Source organism: Sphingomonas sp. R1 (genome assembly GCF_025960285.1).
In the GTDB taxonomy this organism is placed as follows: Bacteria; Pseudomonadota; Alphaproteobacteria; order Sphingomonadales; family Sphingomonadaceae; genus Sphingomonas.
Window position 1 is genome coordinate 693,076 of record NZ_CP110111.1, and the last position, 20,447, is coordinate 713,522.

Sequence of the window (20,447 nt, forward strand, 5' to 3'; positions counted from 1 at the left end):
CCGCTTTAGGATGCGGCGCAGCAACGGGCAACTGGTACGCTCAGCGCCGCGCGAGACGGGCGAGGATGCCACTCATCTCGAACACCGTCGCCGTCGCATCGAGCGAAAGACCCAGCGCCGCACCTGCCAACTCCCGCGCGGCGGCATAGGCGTCTAGCGCGGTCCGCAGCGCGTCGCCTTCCAGCCGCTTCGCCCGCGCGGCAATGAAGCTGGGCGTACGCTCCAGAAACGCCTCGTAGCGCGGCTGGGCGGTCTTCAGCCCAAGCTGGCGGCCGAGCCGGGTGCGCAGCGCATTGTCCGGATCGCCATCATCGGCGAGCTGCGCCATGTCCGCCTCCAGCGCCGACAGGTCGAGCCCGGCGAAGCGCATCGCGCGTCCCGGCGACCCTTCGGCCGCCTCGACCAGCGCGGCGATCTCGATCTCGCTCGCCTCGGGGATCTGGCGCCGGAGCACGGTCGTCGTCTCGGTATCGCTCAGCGGTTCGAAGCGCAGCAGCCGGCAGCGCGAGCGGATCGTCGGCAGCAGACGCCCCGGCGCATGGCTCACCAGCAGGAAGATCGTGCCCGCCGGGGGCTCCTCGAGGTTCTTGAGGAGCGCATTGGCGCCGGCGCGTTCGAGATCGTCGATCGCATCGATCAGCACCACCCGGCGCGGGCTGAGCGACGGCTTGGTGGCGAACAGCGGCTGGAGGCTGCGCACCTGCGCGATGGTGATCGAGCGGGCGAGCGCCTCGTCGGGCTTGTCGGCATCCTTGGGCAGCCGGGCGAGGATCTTGAGGTCCGGGTGGCTGCCCGCGGCGATCAGGCTCGCGGTGCGGGTTGTCTCCGGCACGTCCCATCCCGGCAGCAGCCGATCGGGCTCGGCGGCCTCGGCCAGCATCCGCGCGGCGGCGATGCGGGCGAAGGCACCCTTCCCTACGCCCTCCGGCCCGGCAATCAACCAGGCATGGTGCAACGCGCCGCTCGCCATGGCGGCGGCGAGCGCATCACGCGCCGGTTGGTTGCCGATCAGGGCCGGGGTCAACGGGGTCAGGCCAGGTGGAGCAGCGACATGAGCCCCGCCCAGGCGCGGCCGAAAAAGCCCGCCTGGCCGACATCCTCGGCGGCGACCAGCGGCAGCACCTGCTGTGGCATGCCTTCGCCTTCGATGATCAGGTCGGCGATATGATCGCCCTTGTGGAAGCCGGCCTTGACCGGCCCCTGATAGACGATCTTGCCGGCGAGTTTGGGGCTCAGCCCCGAAGGCAGCGTGATGTTGAGGTCGCGCGGCGCGACGACCGCGACATGGTTCGCGGTGCCGCCCTGCACGTCGACGGTGCCGACGGTGCGGTCCTTCTTCACCACCGGCTTGGTGCTCCAAGCAGCGAAGCCCCAGCGCATGAAGCGCACGGATTCGTCGGCGCGACCGCTATAGCTGTCGAGCCCGGCGACCACCATCACGAGGCGACGGCCATTCTGCTCGGCCGAGCCGGTAAAGCCATAGCCGGCCTCTTCGGTGTGGCCGGTCTTGAGGCCGTCGGCACCCGGCACCTTGCCGAGCAGCGGATCGCGGTTGCCCTGCTCGATATCCGCGCCGGCGCCCAGGGTCTTGCCCCATTTGAAGCTCGGCAGCGAATAGAAGGACTTATAGAGGTCCGGGAACTCGCGGATCGTCGCGGCGGCGAGGTGCGCCAGGTCGCGTGCGGTCACATAGGTGCGGCCTTCGTCGGGCCAGCCGTTCGACGTGCCGAAATGGCTGTTGGTGAGGCCGATCTTCTTCGCCCGATCGTTCATCAGGTTGACGAAGCCCTCCTCGGTGCCGGCAATGCCTTCCGCCAGTACGACGCAGGCATCGTTCCCCGAGAGCGTCACGATGCCCTTCAGCAGGTCCGCCACGGTCGGCTGCTCGCCGACGCCGAGGAACATGGTCGAGCCCTGCGAGTGCCACTTCTTCCAGGTCTCGGGACGGACCTCGATCTTCTGGTCGAGCTTGAGCTCGCCCTTCTTGATCAGGTCGAACGCGACATAGACCGTCATCATCTTCGCCATCGAGGCCGGCGGCATGCGGCGATCGGCATCCTTGGCGAACAGCACCGCGCCCGAGGACATGTCCTCCATATAGGCGATCGGCGCGGGCGTCGGGAAATCCGGCCCGGCGGCCTGCAGCGGTGCGGCGATGGCGAGCGCCAGGAACGAGATGGCGGCGAGCTTCTTCATGATGATCGGTCCAGAACGCGAGAATAACCCCTATCGGACCGACGCGAGGCGCGCATCTCCAAACCCGGCCCGAACGGCCCCTGCCCGTGCCCGCTCCGCAGCCTCCTTCGTGGCGAAGGGGCCGAGCTGGACGCGGTAGAGCCCGCCTCCTGCCTTTACGAAGCCCCGTAGCTTTTGGGCAAGCGCAGTCGCGCGCTCCGATGAAGAAAGTGCGGCAACCTGCACCAGATAGCGGCCCTGAGCCGACTTCGCGGCGACCGGACCTGCCACCTTCCGGGCTTTGGGAGGCGACACGGTGCCTGGTGCGGGATGCGGCATGACGTCCACGATCGGGTCGGACGGTGGCGGGGGTGGCGGTGGCAGGGGTTCACCCGGCGCCGCCGGCATGGGTGGCAACTGCAGGCGGAGCGCCCGCAGCAGGGCGGGCGGCGAATCGATGCGCGGCTGCGCGGCACCGGCGCTGCGCAGGGCTGCCTGGTCTTCGGTCGAGGGGCGCACCGCCCGGATCCGCACCGCCACCAGCCGGTTAGCGGGCACGCCCAGCTGGCTGGCCGCCCCTTCGGAAAGCGCGGCGATCGCGCCCGGGGCTTCCGCGGTCTCGGCAATACGGACGAGGATGGTCCTGCCGTTGTCGAGCGCAGTTACCTCGGCATAGCTTTCGACCGGCAGGTTCGGGCTGATGGCAAGGGCTGCCGTGCCAAAGGTCTGTATGGCGGCATAGCCGACCGCGTCGTATCGGCCGTCGCCGGGCTCGAGCTGCGAGGTGCCGTGCGGGCCGCTCGCGGTGGCGGCCGGATCGGCATCCTGGGCATGCGCGCTCGCTGCGACAACCAGCGAAAGGGCAAGCGTAAAGGGTCTAGCGTTCCACTGCATCGGCCAAGAGGCCTACCGACAAAGCGTAAAAATTCGAGCAATTATAGTCGAGGATCACCCGGTAATTGCCGGTCAGCAGATAGGCGGTGGCGCCCTGCCCGTCCGGCTCGATCAGCGTCGCCAGGATGTCGTCGGCGGGCCAGGCACGGGATTGCGGCACCACGCCGAGGGCGCGCCATTCCGCCATCGTCTTCCACTGGCTTTGGCGGCTATGCACGCGCGCACAGCGCGGGCTGGAGGTGCGGCTGGCAATCAGGCGGCGATCGAGCGAAGCGGGTACCGAGACGGCAAACCCCCAGGGCTGCCCGGCGCGCCACCCGGCATCGACGAAATAGGCCCCGATCGACGCCAGCGTATCGGCGTCGCTGCTCCAGATGTCGGCGATGCCGTCGCCATCGCCGTCGCGCGCGAGACGTAGATAGACGCTGGGGAGGAATTGCGGCCCCCCGAACGCGCCCGCCCAGCTGCCGACCAGCTTGTCGCGCGGGACGCCGCGGTCGATCATCTTCAGCGTGGCGATGAACTCGTCGGTAAACAACGCGCGGCGGCGCCCCTCATAGGCGAGGCTAGCGAGCGCGCGGGGCAGATCGAAGCCTCCCATCACCCGGCCATAGTTGGTCTCGTGCCCCCAGATCGCGACCATGATCGATTCGGGGACGCCGGTCTGTTGCTCGATCGCCGAGAGCCGGCCACGGGCGCGCTGATAGGCCGCGCGGCCCCGCGCGACACGATCGGCGTCGACATGGCGGGCGCGGTAGGGCGCAAAGGCCGGAATGGGCGCGTTGGGACTGCTTTCCGGCTGTTGTCGGTCGAGCTCGACGACCCGCGCATTGTAGACGAGCGTCGGAACGACCGCATCGATCGTTCGCCGGGTCACTCCGGCCGCGGCAGCCTGCTGCGCAAGGGTCGGGAGATAGGCCTGAAACCCGGCGGCATCCTGCGCGGATGCGGCGGTAAACGGGACAGCGATGGCGAGCGCCAGGGCAGCCACCCCGGTGCGGAACATACGAACGCGCGGCATGCCCGATGCTGTTGCACAGCATGCGGCGAACCGGAAGGCACTGCGCCCGAGAACGCGACGAAAACGAGCCCTCGCATCGACCAATAGAAAAACACCGGCCGCGAGCCTCGCGACCGGTGTCCTTCGATCCAGCGCACCCAAAGGGTGCGAGCGGCCTGATCAGGCCAGCGCGGCGCGCGTGGTGCGGGCGCTGCGACGGCGCATCGCCGCACCGGCGAAGCCGAAGCCGCCGATCATCATCGCCCAGCTGGCGGGCTCGGGAACCGGCGCGAACACGGCCTGCGCGCCGTAGGAGCCGTTGCCGCGGCCCATGCCCGTGATGACGATGGTGTTGAGCTGGCCTGCCTTGACCAGGACGTCGTTGATGACGAACGACTCGTTCTGGTCCTTCTTGCTCTTGGTGGCGGCGAGCTTCACGCCGTTGAAGAACACCGAGGTGATGTCGAGATCATCCTTGCCACCCACCTTCACGGCGCTGGTGCTGAGCGTGGCGCTGCCCAGCAGATACTGCGGCAGCGTGAAGCTGTAGGTGTCCTCGAACTTGCCGGCGACGATGCCCGAACGACCGAAATTGGCCGAATAAGTGCCGTCGGTGCCCGCGACGATGTTCATGTTCGCGACGGTGAACTTGTTCGTGCTGATGGTGGTGGCAGCCTGCGCCGCGCCCGAGAAGGAGGCGATGGCGAGCATGGCGCCAACCGCAGGAAGAAGCTTCTTGATCATAAAACCCTCTGTTTCCGCTGGTGTCGAATGGATGCTGTAAGCCTCTTCCGAACTACGCATCCCGGCGGCGGCTTCAACAAAGGGCTGGTCCCGTTGGGGGACCGAATCCCGCTGCGAAACAGTGATTTGCAGGTGTTAAGGAAGTTATCCGCTTGGGCCGGACCGACTCGGATGTGACATTATGGTGAACGCCGATTGGCGAAGCGGATTGATCCTCACGCCAACTGGCGGTAGGGCCGCCAGCGACCCGGAGAGGTGGCCGAGTGGTTTAAGGCAGCGGTCTTGAAAACCGCCGTGGGTGGAAGCTCACCGTGGGTTCGAATCCCACCCTCTCCGCCAATAGTGGTCCACTACGCACCTGCGTACGCTCCATGATGAGGGGATCTGGGCAGGGGTCGAGCCGGTGGCGAACGTAATCGCCGGCTGCGGTGGTTTGCCTTGCTCATTGTGCGAGCAAGCGCGGCCGAGGCGATTGGTTGAAAGCACCGATCTCAACCACAATTCTCTGGCGAATCGGTAAACGCTGAAGCTCGGTGTTTTCCGGCGTTGCCAGGACGAAAACCCCAGCTATGCCGTTGCTATCTAAGCAAAGTAGCTGGTCCATGAGCGCACGAGATCATTCCGCCGGTCGGGAAGTCATCCATTCCGCAGACGATTGCCTGCACGAAGGCTGCAAGGTCGAGATATTCCTGCGTGCACGGCAGGAACCCATTGCCGTCGCCCGCCTGAACCCCGGCCAGTTCACCGTTCGGATATTCTCGGCGTCAGGCGCGAGTTACGACGTCGCGTACAGCGCGATCGAAGCTGCCCGGTATGTGCGCCACAGCCCCATCAATGCGGTGAGCAGCTGACCGTAGCTCGTTGAACAGCACGTGCGTCGTTGCTGCCGTCAGGATGTCACCTCGACGGTCCGCGAGACCCCCGGTTCCGCGGGCCGATCGCATTCGCATCATAGGCGCGCAGTCACGCGGTACCTCCAGGATCCGCGATGACGAAAAAGGGCTCCCCCGCAAGCCGCGGGAGAGCCCTTTCTCGTAGCGATGCCCAAGCGGCGGACCGCCAGGGGTGCGTCGCTTACTTCTTGCCGAGCGTGAGGCCGCCGAAGCGCTTGTTGAAGCGCGCGACCTGGCCACCCTGGTCGAGCAGCTGACCACGACCGCCGGTCCAAGCCGGGTGCGCGAGCGGATCGATCTCGAGCTGCATGAGATCGCCTTCCTTGCCCCAGGTGGAGCGCGTCTCGTACACGGTGCCGTCGGTCATCTGCACCTTGATCATGTGATAATCGGGGTGGGTGTTCTGCTTCACATCGAATTCCTTGGAAAAAGCCGCCGGTTTCCGACCGGCAGCGGACGCGCGCGCCTAGCAGAGCCACGGCGCCAACGCAACCTTATTGCCGCATGCCCCACCAGCGGCGGAGCGCGACGAGCGACCATATCGCCTCGACCAGTCCGAACGGCCAGGCCCCTTGGAGGAAGCCATAGGCCGATCCGAGCAGACAGGCGCCGGCAAAGCCAAGCACCCACCAGGTCGAGCGCGCCTCGAGCGCATAGGTGACGAGCATCGCGGTCACCGCGAACAGGCCGAACCAGGTCAGTGCGTCCATGGCCCGGCCCGATGTTCGATCACGCGCTGGGCGGATCCGCGATCATCGCGGTGAACTCGCATTCCGCCGCCAGTTCGCCGTCGATCAGTGCCTTACCCGCGAACTTGCAGACGCGCGATCGCTTCTGCACGAACTCGACATGCAGCTTGAGCAGCACGCCCGGCTCCACCGGCTTGCGGAACTTCACGTTGTCGATCGCCATGAAGTAGACGAGCTTGCCCGAGCCGGCGAGCCCCAGGGACTCCACGGCCAGCACGCCCGCCGCCTGGGCGAGCGCCTCGACGGTGAGCACGCCCGGCATGATTGGTCGGCCCGGGAAATGGCCCTGGAAGAACGACTCGTTGATCGTCACAGCCTTCACCGCGACGATCGACTGGTCGAGGATCAGCTCCTCGACCCGGTCGACCAGCAGCATCGGAAACCGATGGGGCAGCGCCGCCATCACCCGCCCGATATCGAGCGGGCCGATGTTGCTGCCCCCCTGCTCGCCCCCGCTCACCGCGGTTCGGGCTTGGCCGGCTTGGTCGCAGGCGCGGCCGGGCGGGCGGCCGGAGCGGCCGCACCCGGTGCCGCGGCGGCACCCTGCTGCTGCTGCTGCTGCGCGCGCGCAGCGGCCAGCTGATAGGCGCGACGCTTCAGCTCGTTCACCTGCTGCTGGAACTGCACGGTGCGCTGCTGCGGCTGCCAGTTCGCCGGCGGCGTGATCGCCACGGTCGGCGTCTTGTCGAGCTCGGCGACGACGGCGTCGCTGATGTCCACCGCGTCGGGCGCATAGACGATCGCTTCCGGCTGCAGGATCACGTTGACCTTGCGGGCATTGACCACCGAAATCTGCGCCGCGTCATAGAGCGACAGGATCTTCTCGAACGCGAACAGCTCCGCCAGGATCGACGGCATCTGCAGCTTCTGGATTTCCTCGTTCGCCTGGTTCTGCAGGGTCATCAGCTGGGTGTAGTTCGGATCCTTGCGCGCGGCGGCGGCCTGCTCCTCGGCTTCCGAAACCTGACCGTCCTTGTTGGTGTCGATCGTGGTCAGCAGCGTGCGCGCGTCGGTCTGGAACTTGGTCTGGCGCGCCTGGATCTGGTCGCGCACCGGCTTGTAGGTGGTGTCCAGCTGGGTCTCTGCGGTGGTGAACGCCTTGGAGCGGGTGATCACTTCCATCGTGTTGATGGTCGCGATGCCGGCAACCTGCGCCGCGGCCGGCATGGCCACGACGAGCGCCGCGGAGGCGGCCAGCGCGGCCGCGATTACACGGTTCTTCGTCATTAGAACTGGGTCCCTACGTTGAAAGTAACGAGCTTCTTGTCGTCGCCGGGCTGGCTGACGATTGCCTTTGCGACGTCGATCCGCAGCGGACCGAACGGCGAATTCCAGTTGACGCCGACGCCGACCGAAACGCGCGGCGACGCCGTGCTGCCGCGATAGACTTCGTAGAACGGCGAGGTCGACGTGTAATATTGCGAGTTGACCGAGGTGCCGACGCACGGATCGGTGCTGGCCGCCGCGTAGCCGACGCTGCAGGCAGTGGTGTAGCCCGAATAGGTGCCGCTGCTGACGAGATAGACCGGCTTGCCGTTGCTGTCGAACTGGTAGTTCAGCTTCGGCAGCAGCGTCGGCGAGCCATCCGAGTTGAACAGCTTCTTGCCCGAGGAGTCGGTCGCCTGGGTGAAATAGGTGTTCGTCGTCGGCTTGCGGATCGAGAACAGCGAGCCGGCCATGATGTAGATGGACGGGCGCAGACCCAGCTCCGCCGCACCGGAACCCAGCGGCAGTTCCAGCTCCGCCTTGGTCAGGTAATAGGCCTTGCCGCCGAGGGCGTCGTCGACGATCTGGTCGCGGGCCGTGTTGAGGATCTGGGTATTCGTCGACGGATCGCTGGTCGGCGTGCCGTTATAGTAATAACGCTGCACGCGCGGCCCCACGCCGCGGATGTCGAACCCGCGGAACTGCGGCTCGCCCAGATAGAAGCGATCGGTGATGCGGATCTCGCTGCCGTCGAGGCTCTTGATCACGCCGCCTTCGCCGGTGACCGAGAATACGAAGCCCTTGCCGAGGCCCCAGTATTTGGCGCCGTCGATCTTGCCGCGGATATACTTCACATCGCCGCCGAGACCCGCGAAATCCGCGCCGAGCGAAACGCGCTGGCCACGGGTCGGGCGCAGGCGGCTGTTCAGGCTGTCATAGATCAGCGAGACGCCGACCAGCGAGGTCAGGCGGTTGCCCACCGCTTCGCAATAATAGCGCCCGGCCTTGAGCGGATCGCAGACGCCGTCGGTGTAGAAGGTGTCCCGGTCGAGCGTCACATTGTCCTTGGCGAGATAATAGCGGCCCGACAGCGTCCAATATTCGGTGAGCGGCAGGCCGGCGACCAGCTGGAAGCCGGTCGAGACCTGCTGATAGGTGGTGTTGCGGCTGGTGCCGAGATAGTTGAACGCGTTGTAATCGCGCCGGAAGATCGTGGCGCCCAGCGCGATGTTGCTGTCGAACAGATAGGGCTCGGTAAAGCCCAGCTCGACCGACTTCGAATAGCTCGAATAGTCTGCCGAGATGCTCGCCGTCTGGCCCATGCCGCGGAAATTGCGCTGGCGGATCGACGCCTGCAGGATGAAGCGCTCAAGGCTCGAGAAGCCCGCCGACAGCGTCAGTTCGCCGTTCGGCTTTTCTTCCACATTGGCGCCGAGCACGATGCGGTCGGGCGCCGAACCCTCCTTGCGCTCGATCTCGAACTTGTCCTGGAAATATCCGAGGCTGTTGATGCGATCCTGCGAGCGCTTCACCAGGAAGGTGTTGAAGGCGTCTCCCTCCGCCACGCGCATTTCGCGGCGGATCACCTTGTCTTGCGTCTGGCGGTTGCCGGTGATTTCCACGCGCTCGACATAGGTGCGGTTCGCCTCGCCGATGTGGAAGTTCATCGACATCGTCAGCGCATCCTTGTTGCGCTGGAAGTCGGGGCGAACGTCGGCAAAGGCATAGCCGAACAGGCCGGCGGTCTCGCTCAGCTGTTCCACCGTGTCTTCGACGGCCTTGGCGTTATACCACTGGCCTTCCTTGATCGGCAGCGCGGCCGCGAGCTTCTTGTCGTCAAAGTCGCGAATGGCGCTGTCGACCGAAACAGGGCCGAACTTGTAGCGGGGGCCTTCCTCCACCACATAGGTGATGATGAAGTCCTTCTTGTCCGGCGTCAGCTCGGCCACTGCCGAGATCACGCGGAAGTCGGCATAGCCTTCGGTCAGGTAGAACTGGCGCAGCTTCTGCTGGTCATAGGCCAGGCGATCCTGATCGTACGACGTGTTCGAGCTGAGGAAGTGCGAGAGGCTGGCGACCTTGGTGGCCATCTGCGCGCGCAGCTTCTTGTCGCCGAACACTTCGTTGCCGATGATGTTGATCTGGCGGACCTTGGACTTGGCGCCTTCGTGAATCTCGAAGATCACGTCCACGCGGTTCTGGTCGAGGCTGACCATCTTCGGCTCGACGCGCGCGGCGAAGCGGCCCTGGCGACGATAGAGCTCGATGATCCGCGCGATGTCCGCACGTACCGCGGTACGCGTGAAGATCTGGCGCGGACGGAGCTTGATTTCCTTGTCGATCTTGTCCTGCTTCAGCCGCTTGTTGCCTTCGAAGACAACGCGGTTGATCACCGGGTTCTCGCGGATGCGCAGGATCAGATTGCCGGTCTCGACGCCTTCGACCACCACGTCGGCAAGCAGTTCGGAGGCGAGGAGATCCTTGATCGCCTGGTCGACCGTCTCGTTCGTGTAGCTGTCGCCCACGCGGAGACGGGTGTAGCTGAGAACCGTTTCGGGCTCGATGCGCTGCGAGCCTTCCACCCGCAACGACTTGATCGTCCGCACCACCGCCGGCGCGACCGGTGCCGGCGCAGCCTGAGGCTGGGTCGCCGGCGCCGCGGGCTTGGCCGCGGTCTGCGCCTCTGCCGGCGCTACCACGCCCGACAGGATCGTCCCTGCCAACAGCGTAGCCGTCGCCCGCGCGCCCAAATTGCTTGCCTTGATCGCAGTCACCATCCCACCCCAGTCGGAATCCAAATATTGCCGGAACGCGCGCGGCATAATGCCGCCCTGCACGAACCCCCTTAGCCGATCAAGCCGGCCAGATGTCTCCACACACCGAATGCACCCAGATCGTTGAGCGTCACGAACAGCATCAGCGCGAGTATCGCGAGCATGCCGCCCCGGAACGCCCATTCCATCACCTGCGGTTCCACCGGGCGCCGGCGGACCGCCTCAACGGCGTAGAACAAGAGATGACCACCATCCAGCACCGGAACTGGCAACAGGTTGATGAATCCCAGATTAATGGAGACGAGCGCGATCAGGAACGCGAACTCGATCGGCCCCATGGAAAGGCGCTCGCCCGATACCTGCGCGATCTTCAGCGGCCCGCCCAGTTCCGAGACCGAGCGGCGGCCGGTGATGATCTGGCCGAGGCCGTCCACCGTCATGCGGACGATGTCGACGGTATTGCGCAGGCCGACCAGCGGCGCCTCGAGCACGCTGACCGGCACCTGCACCGACCCCGCCGCGCCGATGCCGAGCTGGCCGATGCGGAACTCATTGCCGAAACGATCGCGCTCCAGACGGGTACCGATCGTCGCATCCACGCTGCGCTCCGCACCGCCACGGACGAAGTCCACGCGGACCTGTTCGTTCGGGCGGAGCTGGGTGAACTGCGCAAGATCCGAATAGGTCGCGACTGCACGGCCATCGAGCGCCGTGATGCGGTCGCCCGGCTGCAGGCCAGCATGCGCAGCGGCGCTGCCGGGAAGCACGGTGCCGACCACCGACGGCGTGCGGTTCTCGCCGAACATGAAGGCGAAGGCCGAGAGGATGAGGATCGCCACCACGAAATTTGCGACCGGTCCGGCGGCGACGATGATCGCACGCTGCCACAAGGGCTTGGCCTGGAAGGTCTTGGCGCGCTCGCTCGCCGGCAGTTGCAGCCACTCGGGCGATGGCTGGCTCGCCGGGTTCATGTCACCGGCGAAGCGGACATAGCCGCCCAGCGGCAACAGGCTGAACTTCCAGCGCGTGCCGCGGCGATCGGTGATGCCGGCGATCTCGCGGCCGAAGCCGATCGAAAACTCTTCGGCCTTCACCCCGAACAGGCGGCCGGCCAGATAATGTCCCAGCTCGTGCAGGAACACGAGCGGCCCGATCACCAGCGCGAACGCCAGAATGGTGAGCAGGATGCCGGGGGATTGGATCAAGCGACGCAGTCCTTCACTCGCTCAGCCGCGTAGCGCCGCGCCTCCTCGTCGATTGCCAGTACGGCGTCGAGCGTGTCCGGTGCGGCCGGGTCATAGCGGCTAAGCGTATCGGCAGAGATTGCGGCAATTTCAAGAAATCCGATCCGGCCGGCAAGAAAGGCCGCGACGGCGACCTCGTTGGCGGCATTGAGGATCGCGGGACGCGCCCCTCCTGCCTTCAGCGCATCGATCGCCAGCGCGAGCGCGGGGAAGCGATCGAGATCGGGATTCTCGAAGTCGAGCCGGCCTACCGCCGCCAGGTCCAGTGGCGGGCACGGCGTCTCCATCCGCTCGGGCCAGGCCAGCGCAAAGGCGATCGGCGTGCGCATGTCGGGCGTGCCAAGCTGGGCAAGCACCGATCCGTCGACATATTCCACCATGGAATGGACCACGGATTGCGCGTGCACGAGCACCGCCAGCTGTTCGGCCGCGACCGGAAACAGGTGGAAGGCCTCGATCAGTTCCAGGCCCTTGTTCATCATCGTCGCCGAATCGACCGATATCTTGGCGCCCATCGACCAGTTCGGATGTGCCACCGCCTGCGCAGGCGTGATCGCCCGCATCGCTTCCTTGGTCGTCGCGCGGAACGGCCCGCCGCTCGCCGTGAGGATGATCCGGCGTACGCCCTTGGGCGCGGTGCGATCGAGGCACTGGAACACCGCATTGTGCTCCGAATCGACCGGCAGCAGCGTTGCACCGTGCGCACGCGCCGCCGCCATCATGACCTCACCCGCCGAAACCAGCGATTCCTTGTTGGCCAGCGCGACCGTTCCGCCGCCTTCAAGTGCCGCCATCACGGGCTTGAGGCCGGCGGTGCCGACGATCGCCGCCATCGTCCAGTCCGCGCCCATGCGGGCGACGTCGCACACGGCATGCGCCCCGCCCAGCGCTTCGGTAGCGGTGCCGGCCAGCCGCTCCCGTAGCGCGGGCAGGCAGGTCTCGTCAGCCACCACGGCGCAGCGCGCGCGCGTACGGATCGCGGTGGCGGCGAGCTTCTCGACATCGCAATTCGCCGTCAGCGCGACCACTTCGAATTCGCTCGGGTTGCGCTCGATCAGGTCGAGCGTCGAGGTGCCGACCGATCCGGTCGCCCCCAGCACCGTGACGCGCTTCACCACCAGAAACCTCCCAGCGCCACCTGATGATGGACCGCAAAAAACAGCGCCGCGACCGGTGCGGCAAATACCAGCCCGTCGAGCCGATCCAGAATGCCGCCATGCCCTGGCAGCAGGGTGCCCGAATCCTTCACACCGGCGACACGCTTGAGGTGGCTCTCGTACAGATCGCCGACCTGCGACGCGAAGGCCACGATCGGCGACACGACCACCAGCCACCAGCCGATCGCGATACCCGGCGCAAGCGCGACAAAGGCGGCCGAGAAGCCCAGCGAGGCGATCAGTCCGCCGATGAACCCGGCCCAGGTCTTGTTCGGGCTGATCCCCGGCGCCAGCTTCGGCCCGCCGATCGCGCGTCCCGCGAAATAGGCGCCGCTATCGCAGACCCAGACGATGGCCATGGTCCACAAGGTCGCAGCAAAGCCCTGCGGATGGTCGCGCAGCAGCAGCAGCGCCAGTACCGGCAGGCCGACATAGACCTGCCCGCCCGCGAGCTTCGCATTGCGCGTGACGATGGCAAGGAAGAAGAACGCGCCGAACACCAGCCCCAGCGCAAGAAACCCCGGCCCCGCCGCTGCCGGGCTCAAGATCGCCAGCGGCACCATCAGCACATATTGGGATAGCCGGCGCTTGCCCGTATCCCCCGCGAGCAGCGTCCACTCGCCGATCATCAGAACGGCCATGACGGTGAGGACGAGCCAGAAGCCCCAGCCGCCGGCCCACAGGGCGGCAAGCGCCAGGCCGATCAGCGCAACTCCGACAACGGCACGTTTCGGCAGGTCCGAATTCTTGCTCACAGTCCTCCGAACCGCCGTTGCCGCCGCCCGAACTGGGCAAGCGCGTCGGCGAGCGTGCGCTCGTCGAAATCGGGCCACAGCGTATCCACGAACAGCAACTCGGCATAGGCCGCCTGCCACAGCAGAAAATTGGAAAGCCGCTGCTCGCCCGAGGTGCGGATCATCAGATCCAGCGGCGGCAGGCCTGCCGTTTCCAGCTCGCCTTCCAGGCATGCCTCGTCGATCGCGGCGGGATCGAGCGTCCCCGCACGCGCCTGTTCGGCAAGGCGTCGCGCCGCAGCCAGCAGCTCGGCCTGCGCGCCGTAATTCAGTGCGATGACGAGCGTCGGACCGGGATTGCCGGCGGTGCGGGCGACCGCCCCCTCGATCATCGTCACCAGATCGGCGGAGAGGCTGCGCCAGTCGCCGATAACCTTCAGTTTGACGCCCTCTGCGATCAGCTCGTCGAGCTCGCTGGCGAGAAACTGCCGCAGCAGTCCCATCAGCGCGCCAACCTCCTCTTCGGGGCGGCGCCAGTTCTCGGACGAGAAGGCGTAGAGCGTCAGCACCTCGATCCCGAGCGTGCGCGCCGCGCGCGCGACGCGGCGCACCGCCTCCACGCCCTGGCGATGGCCCGCGATACGCGGCAGCAGCCGCTTCTTCGCCCAGCGGCCGTTGCCATCCATGATGATCGCGACGTGGCGGGGCGGCGGCGTCTCGCCGCCCGAAGCGGAAGCCAGCTTAACGGCCACCGCGCCCTGCCCTTTCGGCCGCACCAGACCCCCCGGCGCGGATCACTTGCCCAGGATTTCCTTTTCCTTCGCCGCCGCCGCCGCGTCGATATCGGCGATCGTCGCGTCGGTCAGCTTCTGGACCTCGGTCTCGTGGCGCTTGCGCTCGTCTTCGCCGAACACGCCCTTCTTCTCGTCGGTCTTGAGGCTGTCCATGCCGTCGCGACGCACGTTGCGCGCGGCAATGCGGGCCTTCTCGGCATACTGGTTGGCGAGCTTGGCGAGCTCCTTGCGGCGCTCCTCGGTCAGGTCGGGGATCGGCAGACGCAGCGTCTGGCCGTCGACGATCGGGTTGAGGCCGAGACCGGCCGATCGGATCGCCTTGTCGACGGGGCCGACATTCGACTTGTCCCAGACCTGTACCGAAAGCATGCGCGGCTCGGGCGCCGAAACGGTTGCAACCTGGGTGATCGGCATGTGCGAGCCATAGACCTCGACGGTCACGGGATCGAGCAGCGTGGTCGATGCGCGCCCGGTGCGCAGACCGACGAGATCGTGCTTGAGCGATTCCACGGCACCGGTCATGCGGCGCTCGAGATCTGCCTTGTCGTAAGCGGCCATTTTCGGCGTTCCTTGAAGCTTGTGTACGTTGAATTACGCGGCGTTCGCGTCCTGGACGATGGTGGAAGTCCCCTCGCCCCGGAGCACCGAGGCGAGGTTGCCCTCACCGCGGATGTTGAACACCACGATCGGAATATGATTGTCGCGGCACAGCGCGACGGCAGAGGCATCCATCACCTTCAGATTGTCGGCAAGGACGCGGTCGTAGCTGAGCGTCTCGTAGCGCGTGGCAGTCGGCACCTTCTTGGGATCGGCATCGTACACGCCATCGACCGAGGTGCCCTTGAACAGCGCGTCGCACTTCATCTCGGCTGCCCGCAGCGCCGCCGTTGTGTCGGTGGTGAAGAACGGGAGGCCGGTGCCCGCCGCGAAAAGCACGACGCGGCCCTTCTCCATGTGCCGTTCGGCGCGGCGGCGGATATAGGGCTCGCACACGCTGGCCATCGGGATGGCGGACTGGACGCGGGTTTCGACGCCCACCTTTTCGAGCGCGTTCTGCATAGCGAGCGCGTTCATCACCGTCGCCAGCATGCCCATGTAATCGGCGCTGGCGCGGTCGAAGCCCTGCGCGGCGCCTGCGATGCCGCGGAAGATGTTGCCGCCGCCCACGGTCATGCAGATTTCGAGGCCGCTTTCCTTGGCTTCCTTCACCTCGAGCGCGACACGTTCGCAGGTCTCGGGATCGATGCCGAACTGGCCCTGGCCCATCAGGACCTCCCCCGACAGCTTGAGAAGAATGCGGCGGAAGGTCGGTGCGGTCATGATAATCCTGAAAGTCTGTGGAGCGGACAGCGAAGCGGCGCGGACCCTAGAGGAGCCGCGCCGCGCGAACAAGCGGGGATGCCGGAGAAAGGCCGCCGAAACGACCTTCCCCGACGCACCCGATTACTTGGTGAGACCAGCCGTCGCCGCCACTTCGGCAGCGAAGTCGCTCTCTTCCTTCTCGATGCCTTCGCCGAGCTGGAAGCGGACATAGTCCTTCAGCACGATCGCCGAGCCCGAGTCCTTCGCCGCCTTGGCGATGACGTCCGACACCGGGGTCTTGCCGTCCATCACGAACAGCTGGCTGAGCAGGGCGTTTTCCTTGGCGAACTTCTTCACCGCGCCGTCGACCATCTTCTCGATGATCTCGGCCGGCTTGCCGCTCTCGGAAGCCTTCTCGGCCGCGATGGCGCGCTCACGCGCGAGCACGTCCTGGTCCAGGCCGCTCTCGTCCAGCGCCAGCGGGAAGGCGGCGGCGATGTGCATCGCCAGCTGCTTGCCGAGCGGCTCGAGCACGTCGACACCGGCTTCCGATTCGAGCGCGACGAGCACGCCGATCTTGCCGAGGCCCGGGGCCGCCGCATTGTGGACGTACGGGATCACCGCGCCGTTTGCGACTTCGACCTTCTTGGCGCGACGAAGCACCTGATTCTCGCCGATGGTGGCGATGTTGGCGGTCAGCGTCTCGTCGACGGTCTGGCCCGATTCCATCTTCGCGCCCTTGATCGTCGCGATGTCGTCACCGGCTTCCAGCGCCAGCGCGGTGGTCTCGCGCACGAAGTTCTGGAAGATCTCGTTCTTGGCGACGAAGTCGGTCTGCGAGTTCACCTCGACGGCGACACCCTTGGTGCCGGCGACGGCCAGGCCGACCAGGCCTTCGGCAGCCGTGCGGCTCGACTTCTTGGCGGCAGCGGCGAGGCCCTTTGCGCGCAGCCAGTCGGCAGCGGCTTCCATGTCACCGTTGGTCTCGGAGAGCGCCTTCTTGCAATCCATCATGCCGGCGCCGCTCTTTTCGCGGAGTTCCTTGACGGCGGCTGCAGTGATCTCGGCCATGTCTCTATTCCTCAGTTAAAAGTCGGGCGGAGCAGTGCGCGTTGCCCTGCCCCGCCCCGATTACGGTTCGATGACGCGGGCAATCAGCCTTCGACGGCTTCCTCGACCGGCGGCTGCTCGGCAGCACCGAAGTCATAGCCCTGCTGCATCAGCGCCTCGCGGCCGCCGCGGGTCGCGGCGATGGCGATGGCTTCGCAGTAGAGGCGAATGGCGCGGCTGGCGTCGTCGTTGCCCGGGACCGGGAACGCGATGCCGTCCGGCGAAACGTTCGAGTCGAGCACGGCGACGACGGGGATGCCGAGGGTATTGGCTTCCTTGATCGCCAGCTCTTCCTTGTTCGCGTCGATCACGAACATGATGTCGGGGATGCCGCCCATGTCGCGGATGCCGCCGAGCGAGAGCTCGAGCTTGTCGCGCTCGCGGGTGAGCTGCAGCACTTCCTTCTTGGTGAGGCCGTGCGTGTCGCCCGACAGCTGCTCTTCGAGCGTCTTGAGGCGCTTGATCGAGTTGCTGATGGTCTTCCAGTTGGTGAGCATGCCGCCCAGCCAGCGGTGGTTGACGAAGTGCTGACCCGCACGACGCGCGGCGTCGGCGATCGGCTCCTGCGCCTGGCGCTTGGTGCCGACGAACAGCACCTTGCCGCCGGCGGCGACGGTCGAGCTGACGAACTCGAGAGCGCGCGCGAAGAGCGGGACGGTCTGCGACAGGTCGATGATGTGAACGCCGTTGCGCTCACCGAAGATGTAGGGCTTCATCTTCGGGTTCCAGCGGTGGGTCTGGTGACCGAAGTGCGCGCCCGACTCGAGCAGCTGCTGCATGGAGACGACAGGTGCCGCCATAGGGATAACTCCTTCCGGTTGGTCCTCTGGGAAGCAGGAATCCGGACAGATCCGGACACCGGGTTATGACGCTTCCCATGCGGGGTTGAGGCGGGCCGCTTAGTCGATCTTCCGAGATCACACAAGCTGGAACATTGTCGGAACATCGCTTGACGGCGGAACAGGGATAGAACATAAAGCGATCAGAACGCGATGGATGGAACAGGCTTGAGCCTCGGCGGTTCGAGGATCTTGGGTTCCGCTGGGATCGGCGTTGAAGATCAGGAGCCGGGTAATGACTGGATTCGCTGTCTTTCTACTGTTCGGGTCGTCGCTGATGGCGGCATGCTGGACGCTCTACACAAGCATTCATCCCCAGCTGCACCGCTTCGCCGAATTGTTCGGCTGGACGCGGCCGGTAGCACTTCCTGCCCCCTCGCCGCGCCTCTCCCGGGTCAGGGTGCAGTCGGTTCCGGCGCGGATGCCACGCCTCCGTCCGCAGCGCGCAGTCGCCTGATCCTGCGATAGGAACGCATGCTGAACGGGATGCTGACGAGGTAGGCGATCGCCACGATCGCCAGCGTCGTCCAGGGAGCAGAAACCAGGGCAGCGGCGAGCGCGACCAGCACCGCAATGGCTTCAAAACGAACGTTCTGGCGAAGGCGAATCTTCGGCCCAAATGTTGCCACGCTGGACACCATCAGGATGGCGATGAGTACGGTCCAGACGGCGATCGCCACGGGTGCGCGGGTCAAGGGCTCGCCGGTCCATAGCCAGAGATAAAGCGGGGTCAGCGCCAGGGCAGCGCCGGCAGGCGCCGGAACCCCGGTAAGGAATCCAGCCGACTTGTGCGGCTGTTCGGCCATGTCGATCTGCGCGTTGAAGCGAGCAAGCCGCAAGGCACAGAATAGCGCGTGCAGCAGTGCGACCAGCCAACCGAAACGGCCCAGCGCCTGCAGCGACCAGAGATAGAGGATCAGCGCCGGCGCAACTCCGAAGGAGATCGCGTCGGACAGGCTGTCCAGTTCCGCACCGAAGCGGCTTTCGGCACGCACCAGCCGGGCAATCCGGCCATCGATACCATCGAGCACCGCCGCAGCCAGCACCATCAGCACCGCGGCCTCCCAGTTGCCCAGGATCGCGAAGCGTATTCCGGTAAGGCCCGAGCACAGGGCCAGCGCGGTAACGGCGTTGGGCAAGACGGCGCGCAGCGGAATGCCGCGCGGCATGGCGGGCTTGCGCCCCAACCCGCGCGCAATGCGCGGGCGACGATCGGTCATTGCGCCACCCCGGTGGCGTTCTGGATGTTGCGACGGGCGATGATCGTCTCGCCGGCGATGGTGCGCTGGCCGAGGATGACCTGCGCGCCATATTCCTCAGGCAGGAACACGTCGACGCGGCTGCCAAAACGGATCAGGCCGATACGCTGGCCGGCAACCACCATGTCACCCGGCTTGACGAAGGCGACGATACGGCGCGCGACCAGACCGGCGATCTGGGTGAAGCCGATGCGCAGTCCGTCGCGATCCTCGACCACCATGTGCTGGCGCTCATTCTCGTCGCTGGCTTTGTCGAGATCGGCGTTGAGGAACTTGCCGGAAATGTAGATCACATGGCGGATCGTGCCGGTGATGGGCGTGCGGTTCACATGCACGTCGAATACGCTCATGAAGATCGAGACGCGAACCATCGGCTCGGTGCCAAGGGCATGCGGCCCGGCCAGTTCGGGGGGCAGCGCAACGCGCTGGATCATGGTGACGAGACCATCGGCGGGAGCGACGAGCACGCCCTCCTCCACGGGTGTCACGCGAACAGGATCCCGGAAGAAGGCGGCAACGCCAAGCGTCAGGAATAGGAGCGGCCAGGTGAGGACGTCCCACACCCAGAGGCTGGCAAGCGCGATCGCAGCGGCGATCAGCACATATTTGCGGCCTTCGGGGTGGATATCGGGGAAACGCCACTTCACCGTCGAGGTAGCGACAGGAGGCTTATCGAGCGATGTCATGCGCCTGGGTGTAGCCGCCCGGCCGGGTTTTTCCTAGCGTATCGTGTACGCCGTTCATATCCGGGGCAACAAAGCGCCTCTCCGGCGTTGTTCCCTGGCCAGGATCGGGACCAATTTGCGCTGCCATCGCTTGCATGTTGGACGGAATTTGCGCAGGCGATGTCTCTGAAGCGTAATATTTTCGTAAGGACGCCCATGCCCCCTTCGACCGCCACCGCCAAGCGCCGCAGCACTCGCCGCAGCCGCCCCGCCGGTGTGCCCTCCCCCACCATGTTTTTCCTGCAGCAGTTCCTCAAGCGGCCGGTGATGGTGGGCGCGGTCGCCCAATCCTCGGGCCGACTGATTCGCCGGATGCTGAGCAAGGTCGACTGGGCGAACACCAAGCTGTTCGTCGAATATGGGCCTGGCGTCGGCACCTTCAGCCGCCCGATCCTCGATCGCCTCGCACCGGACGGCAAGCTGATCGTGATCGATACCAACCCCGATTTCATCCGCTACCTGCGCCAGTCGATCGACGATCCGCGCTTCGTCGCGGTGCTCGGCTCGGCGGCCGACGTGCAGAAGATCGTGCGTGACAATGGCTTCGAGCAGGCAGACTATATCGCGTCGGGCCTGCCCTTCTCCACCCTGCCGGACGGCATCGGTGACGCGATCGCCAGGGCAACCCGCGAGATCCTGCGCCCCGGCGGCGCCTTCCTCGTCTACCAGTACAACCCCAATGTCCGGAACTTCCTGACGCCGCATTGGGACAATATCGAGCACGAGATGGAATGGTGGAACATCCCGCCGGCCCAGCTCTGGTGGGCCTGGAAGGACTGATCGCTTCAGAGCGCATATCAAAAAGGGCGACCATGGCATTCCACGGTCGCCCTTTTTGTTGTCAGAGA

At 66.0% G+C, this 20,447-nt stretch carries 22 protein-coding genes and 1 tRNA gene; 3 read left to right on the forward strand and 20 right to left on the reverse strand.

The window, feature by feature from the left end; all coding sequences use genetic code 11:
• Positions 1-40 precede the first annotated feature (40 nt).
• The 5 genes from OIM94_RS03365 to OIM94_RS03385 all read right to left on the reverse strand — a co-directional run bounded on the left by OIM94_RS03365 (position 41) and on the right by OIM94_RS03385 (position 4,813).
• The gene (locus OIM94_RS03365) at positions 41-1,024 is read right to left on the reverse strand and encodes an AAA family ATPase (protein ID WP_264608714.1); all 984 of its coding nucleotides are present in this window, start codon (positions 1,022-1,024) and stop codon (positions 41-43) included.
• A 5-nt stretch (positions 1,025-1,029) separates the two neighbouring features.
• A complete protein-coding gene (locus OIM94_RS03370) occupies positions 1,030-2,196 on the reverse strand; it encodes a D-alanyl-D-alanine carboxypeptidase family protein (RefSeq protein WP_264608715.1) in 1,167 nt (388 codons plus the stop codon).
• Positions 2,197-2,226: 30 nt separating this feature from the next.
• On the reverse strand, positions 2,227-3,069 hold the full coding sequence (locus tag OIM94_RS03375; protein WP_264608716.1) for an SPOR domain-containing protein: 843 nt from the start codon (positions 3,067-3,069) through the stop codon (positions 2,227-2,229).
• Complete coding sequence (locus tag OIM94_RS03380) at positions 3,053-4,090, reverse strand: lytic transglycosylase domain-containing protein (RefSeq protein WP_264608717.1); 1,038 nt, start codon at positions 4,088-4,090, stop codon at positions 3,053-3,055. The genes OIM94_RS03375 and OIM94_RS03380 overlap by 17 nt, the downstream gene beginning before the upstream one ends.
• Positions 4,091-4,249: 159 nt before the next feature.
• Positions 4,250-4,813, reverse strand: a complete 564-nt coding sequence (locus OIM94_RS03385; protein WP_264608718.1) for an FxDxF family PEP-CTERM protein — start codon at positions 4,811-4,813, stop codon at positions 4,250-4,252.
• 249 nt (positions 4,814-5,062) lie between these two features.
• Between OIM94_RS03385 and OIM94_RS03390 the strand changes: the two genes are divergently transcribed.
• Both OIM94_RS03390 and OIM94_RS03395 read left to right on the forward strand, forming a co-directional pair.
• Positions 5,063-5,152, forward strand: a tRNA-Ser gene (locus OIM94_RS03390).
• A gap of 263 nt (positions 5,153-5,415) precedes the next feature.
• On the forward strand, positions 5,416-5,664 hold the full coding sequence (locus OIM94_RS03395) for a hypothetical protein (protein WP_264608719.1): 249 nt from the start codon (positions 5,416-5,418) through the stop codon (positions 5,662-5,664).
• A 223-nt stretch (positions 5,665-5,887) separates the two neighbouring features.
• On the opposite strand, the gene rpmE is transcribed toward OIM94_RS03395, so the two are convergent.
• From rpmE to OIM94_RS03470, 15 genes are all read right to left on the reverse strand, one after another.
• Positions 5,888-6,118: a 50S ribosomal protein L31 gene (rpmE, locus tag OIM94_RS03400; protein ID WP_064313046.1), complete on the reverse strand. Its 231-nt coding sequence runs from the start codon at positions 6,116-6,118 to the stop codon at positions 5,888-5,890.
• A gap of 82 nt (positions 6,119-6,200) precedes the next feature.
• Positions 6,201-6,416 (reverse strand): hypothetical protein, encoded by a 216-nt coding sequence (locus tag OIM94_RS03405; protein ID WP_084580963.1) that lies wholly within the window; start codon positions 6,414-6,416, stop codon positions 6,201-6,203.
• A 19-nt stretch (positions 6,417-6,435) separates the two neighbouring features.
• A complete protein-coding gene (fabZ, locus tag OIM94_RS03410) occupies positions 6,436-6,858 on the reverse strand; it encodes a 3-hydroxyacyl-ACP dehydratase FabZ (protein WP_237709140.1) in 423 nt (140 codons plus the stop codon).
• A 53-nt stretch (positions 6,859-6,911) separates the two neighbouring features.
• A complete protein-coding gene (locus OIM94_RS03415) occupies positions 6,912-7,682 on the reverse strand; it encodes an OmpH family outer membrane protein (protein WP_264608720.1) in 771 nt (256 codons plus the stop codon).
• Positions 7,682-10,438: an outer membrane protein assembly factor BamA gene (bamA, locus tag OIM94_RS03420; RefSeq protein ID WP_264608721.1), complete on the reverse strand. Its 2,757-nt coding sequence runs from the start codon at positions 10,436-10,438 to the stop codon at positions 7,682-7,684. The genes OIM94_RS03415 and bamA overlap by 1 nt, the downstream gene beginning before the upstream one ends.
• A 68-nt stretch (positions 10,439-10,506) precedes the next feature.
• The gene (locus OIM94_RS03425; protein ID WP_264608722.1) at positions 10,507-11,640 is read right to left on the reverse strand and encodes a M50 family metallopeptidase; all 1,134 of its coding nucleotides are present in this window, start codon (positions 11,638-11,640) and stop codon (positions 10,507-10,509) included.
• Complete coding sequence (locus OIM94_RS03430) at positions 11,637-12,794, reverse strand: 1-deoxy-D-xylulose-5-phosphate reductoisomerase (RefSeq protein WP_264609816.1); 1,158 nt, start codon at positions 12,792-12,794, stop codon at positions 11,637-11,639. The genes OIM94_RS03425 and OIM94_RS03430 overlap by 4 nt, the downstream gene beginning before the upstream one ends.
• On the reverse strand, positions 12,791-13,591 hold the full coding sequence (locus tag OIM94_RS03435; protein WP_264608723.1) for a phosphatidate cytidylyltransferase: 801 nt from the start codon (positions 13,589-13,591) through the stop codon (positions 12,791-12,793). The genes OIM94_RS03430 and OIM94_RS03435 overlap by 4 nt, the downstream gene beginning before the upstream one ends.
• Entirely contained in the window at positions 13,588-14,256 is a 669-nt protein-coding gene (gene uppS / locus OIM94_RS03440; protein ID WP_264609817.1) for a polyprenyl diphosphate synthase, read from the reverse strand. Before uppS ends, OIM94_RS03435 begins: the two co-directional genes overlap by 4 nt.
• A gap of 108 nt (positions 14,257-14,364) precedes the next feature.
• Complete coding sequence (gene frr, locus OIM94_RS03445; protein WP_264608724.1) at positions 14,365-14,922, reverse strand: ribosome recycling factor; 558 nt, start codon at positions 14,920-14,922, stop codon at positions 14,365-14,367.
• A gap of 33 nt (positions 14,923-14,955) precedes the next feature.
• A complete protein-coding gene (gene pyrH / locus OIM94_RS03450) occupies positions 14,956-15,684 on the reverse strand; it encodes a UMP kinase (protein ID WP_010544556.1) in 729 nt (242 codons plus the stop codon).
• A 123-nt stretch (positions 15,685-15,807) separates the two neighbouring features.
• The gene (gene tsf, locus OIM94_RS03455) at positions 15,808-16,737 is read right to left on the reverse strand and encodes a translation elongation factor Ts (protein WP_264608725.1); all 930 of its coding nucleotides are present in this window, start codon (positions 16,735-16,737) and stop codon (positions 15,808-15,810) included.
• A gap of 83 nt (positions 16,738-16,820) precedes the next feature.
• Positions 16,821-17,576, reverse strand: a complete 756-nt coding sequence (gene rpsB, locus OIM94_RS03460) for a 30S ribosomal protein S2 (protein WP_264608726.1) — start codon at positions 17,574-17,576, stop codon at positions 16,821-16,823.
• Positions 17,577-18,010: 434 nt separating this feature from the next.
• Positions 18,011-18,784: a CDP-diacylglycerol--serine O-phosphatidyltransferase gene (gene pssA, locus OIM94_RS03465; RefSeq protein WP_264609818.1), complete on the reverse strand. Its 774-nt coding sequence runs from the start codon at positions 18,782-18,784 to the stop codon at positions 18,011-18,013.
• A 47-nt stretch (positions 18,785-18,831) separates the two neighbouring features.
• Positions 18,832-19,560: a phosphatidylserine decarboxylase gene (locus OIM94_RS03470; RefSeq protein WP_264608727.1), complete on the reverse strand. Its 729-nt coding sequence runs from the start codon at positions 19,558-19,560 to the stop codon at positions 18,832-18,834.
• Positions 19,561-19,755: 195 nt separating this feature from the next.
• Between OIM94_RS03470 and OIM94_RS03475 the strand changes: the two genes are divergently transcribed.
• On the forward strand, positions 19,756-20,379 hold the full coding sequence (locus tag OIM94_RS03475) for a class I SAM-dependent methyltransferase (protein WP_264608728.1): 624 nt from the start codon (positions 19,756-19,758) through the stop codon (positions 20,377-20,379).
• Positions 20,380-20,447: the final 68 nt, after the last annotated feature.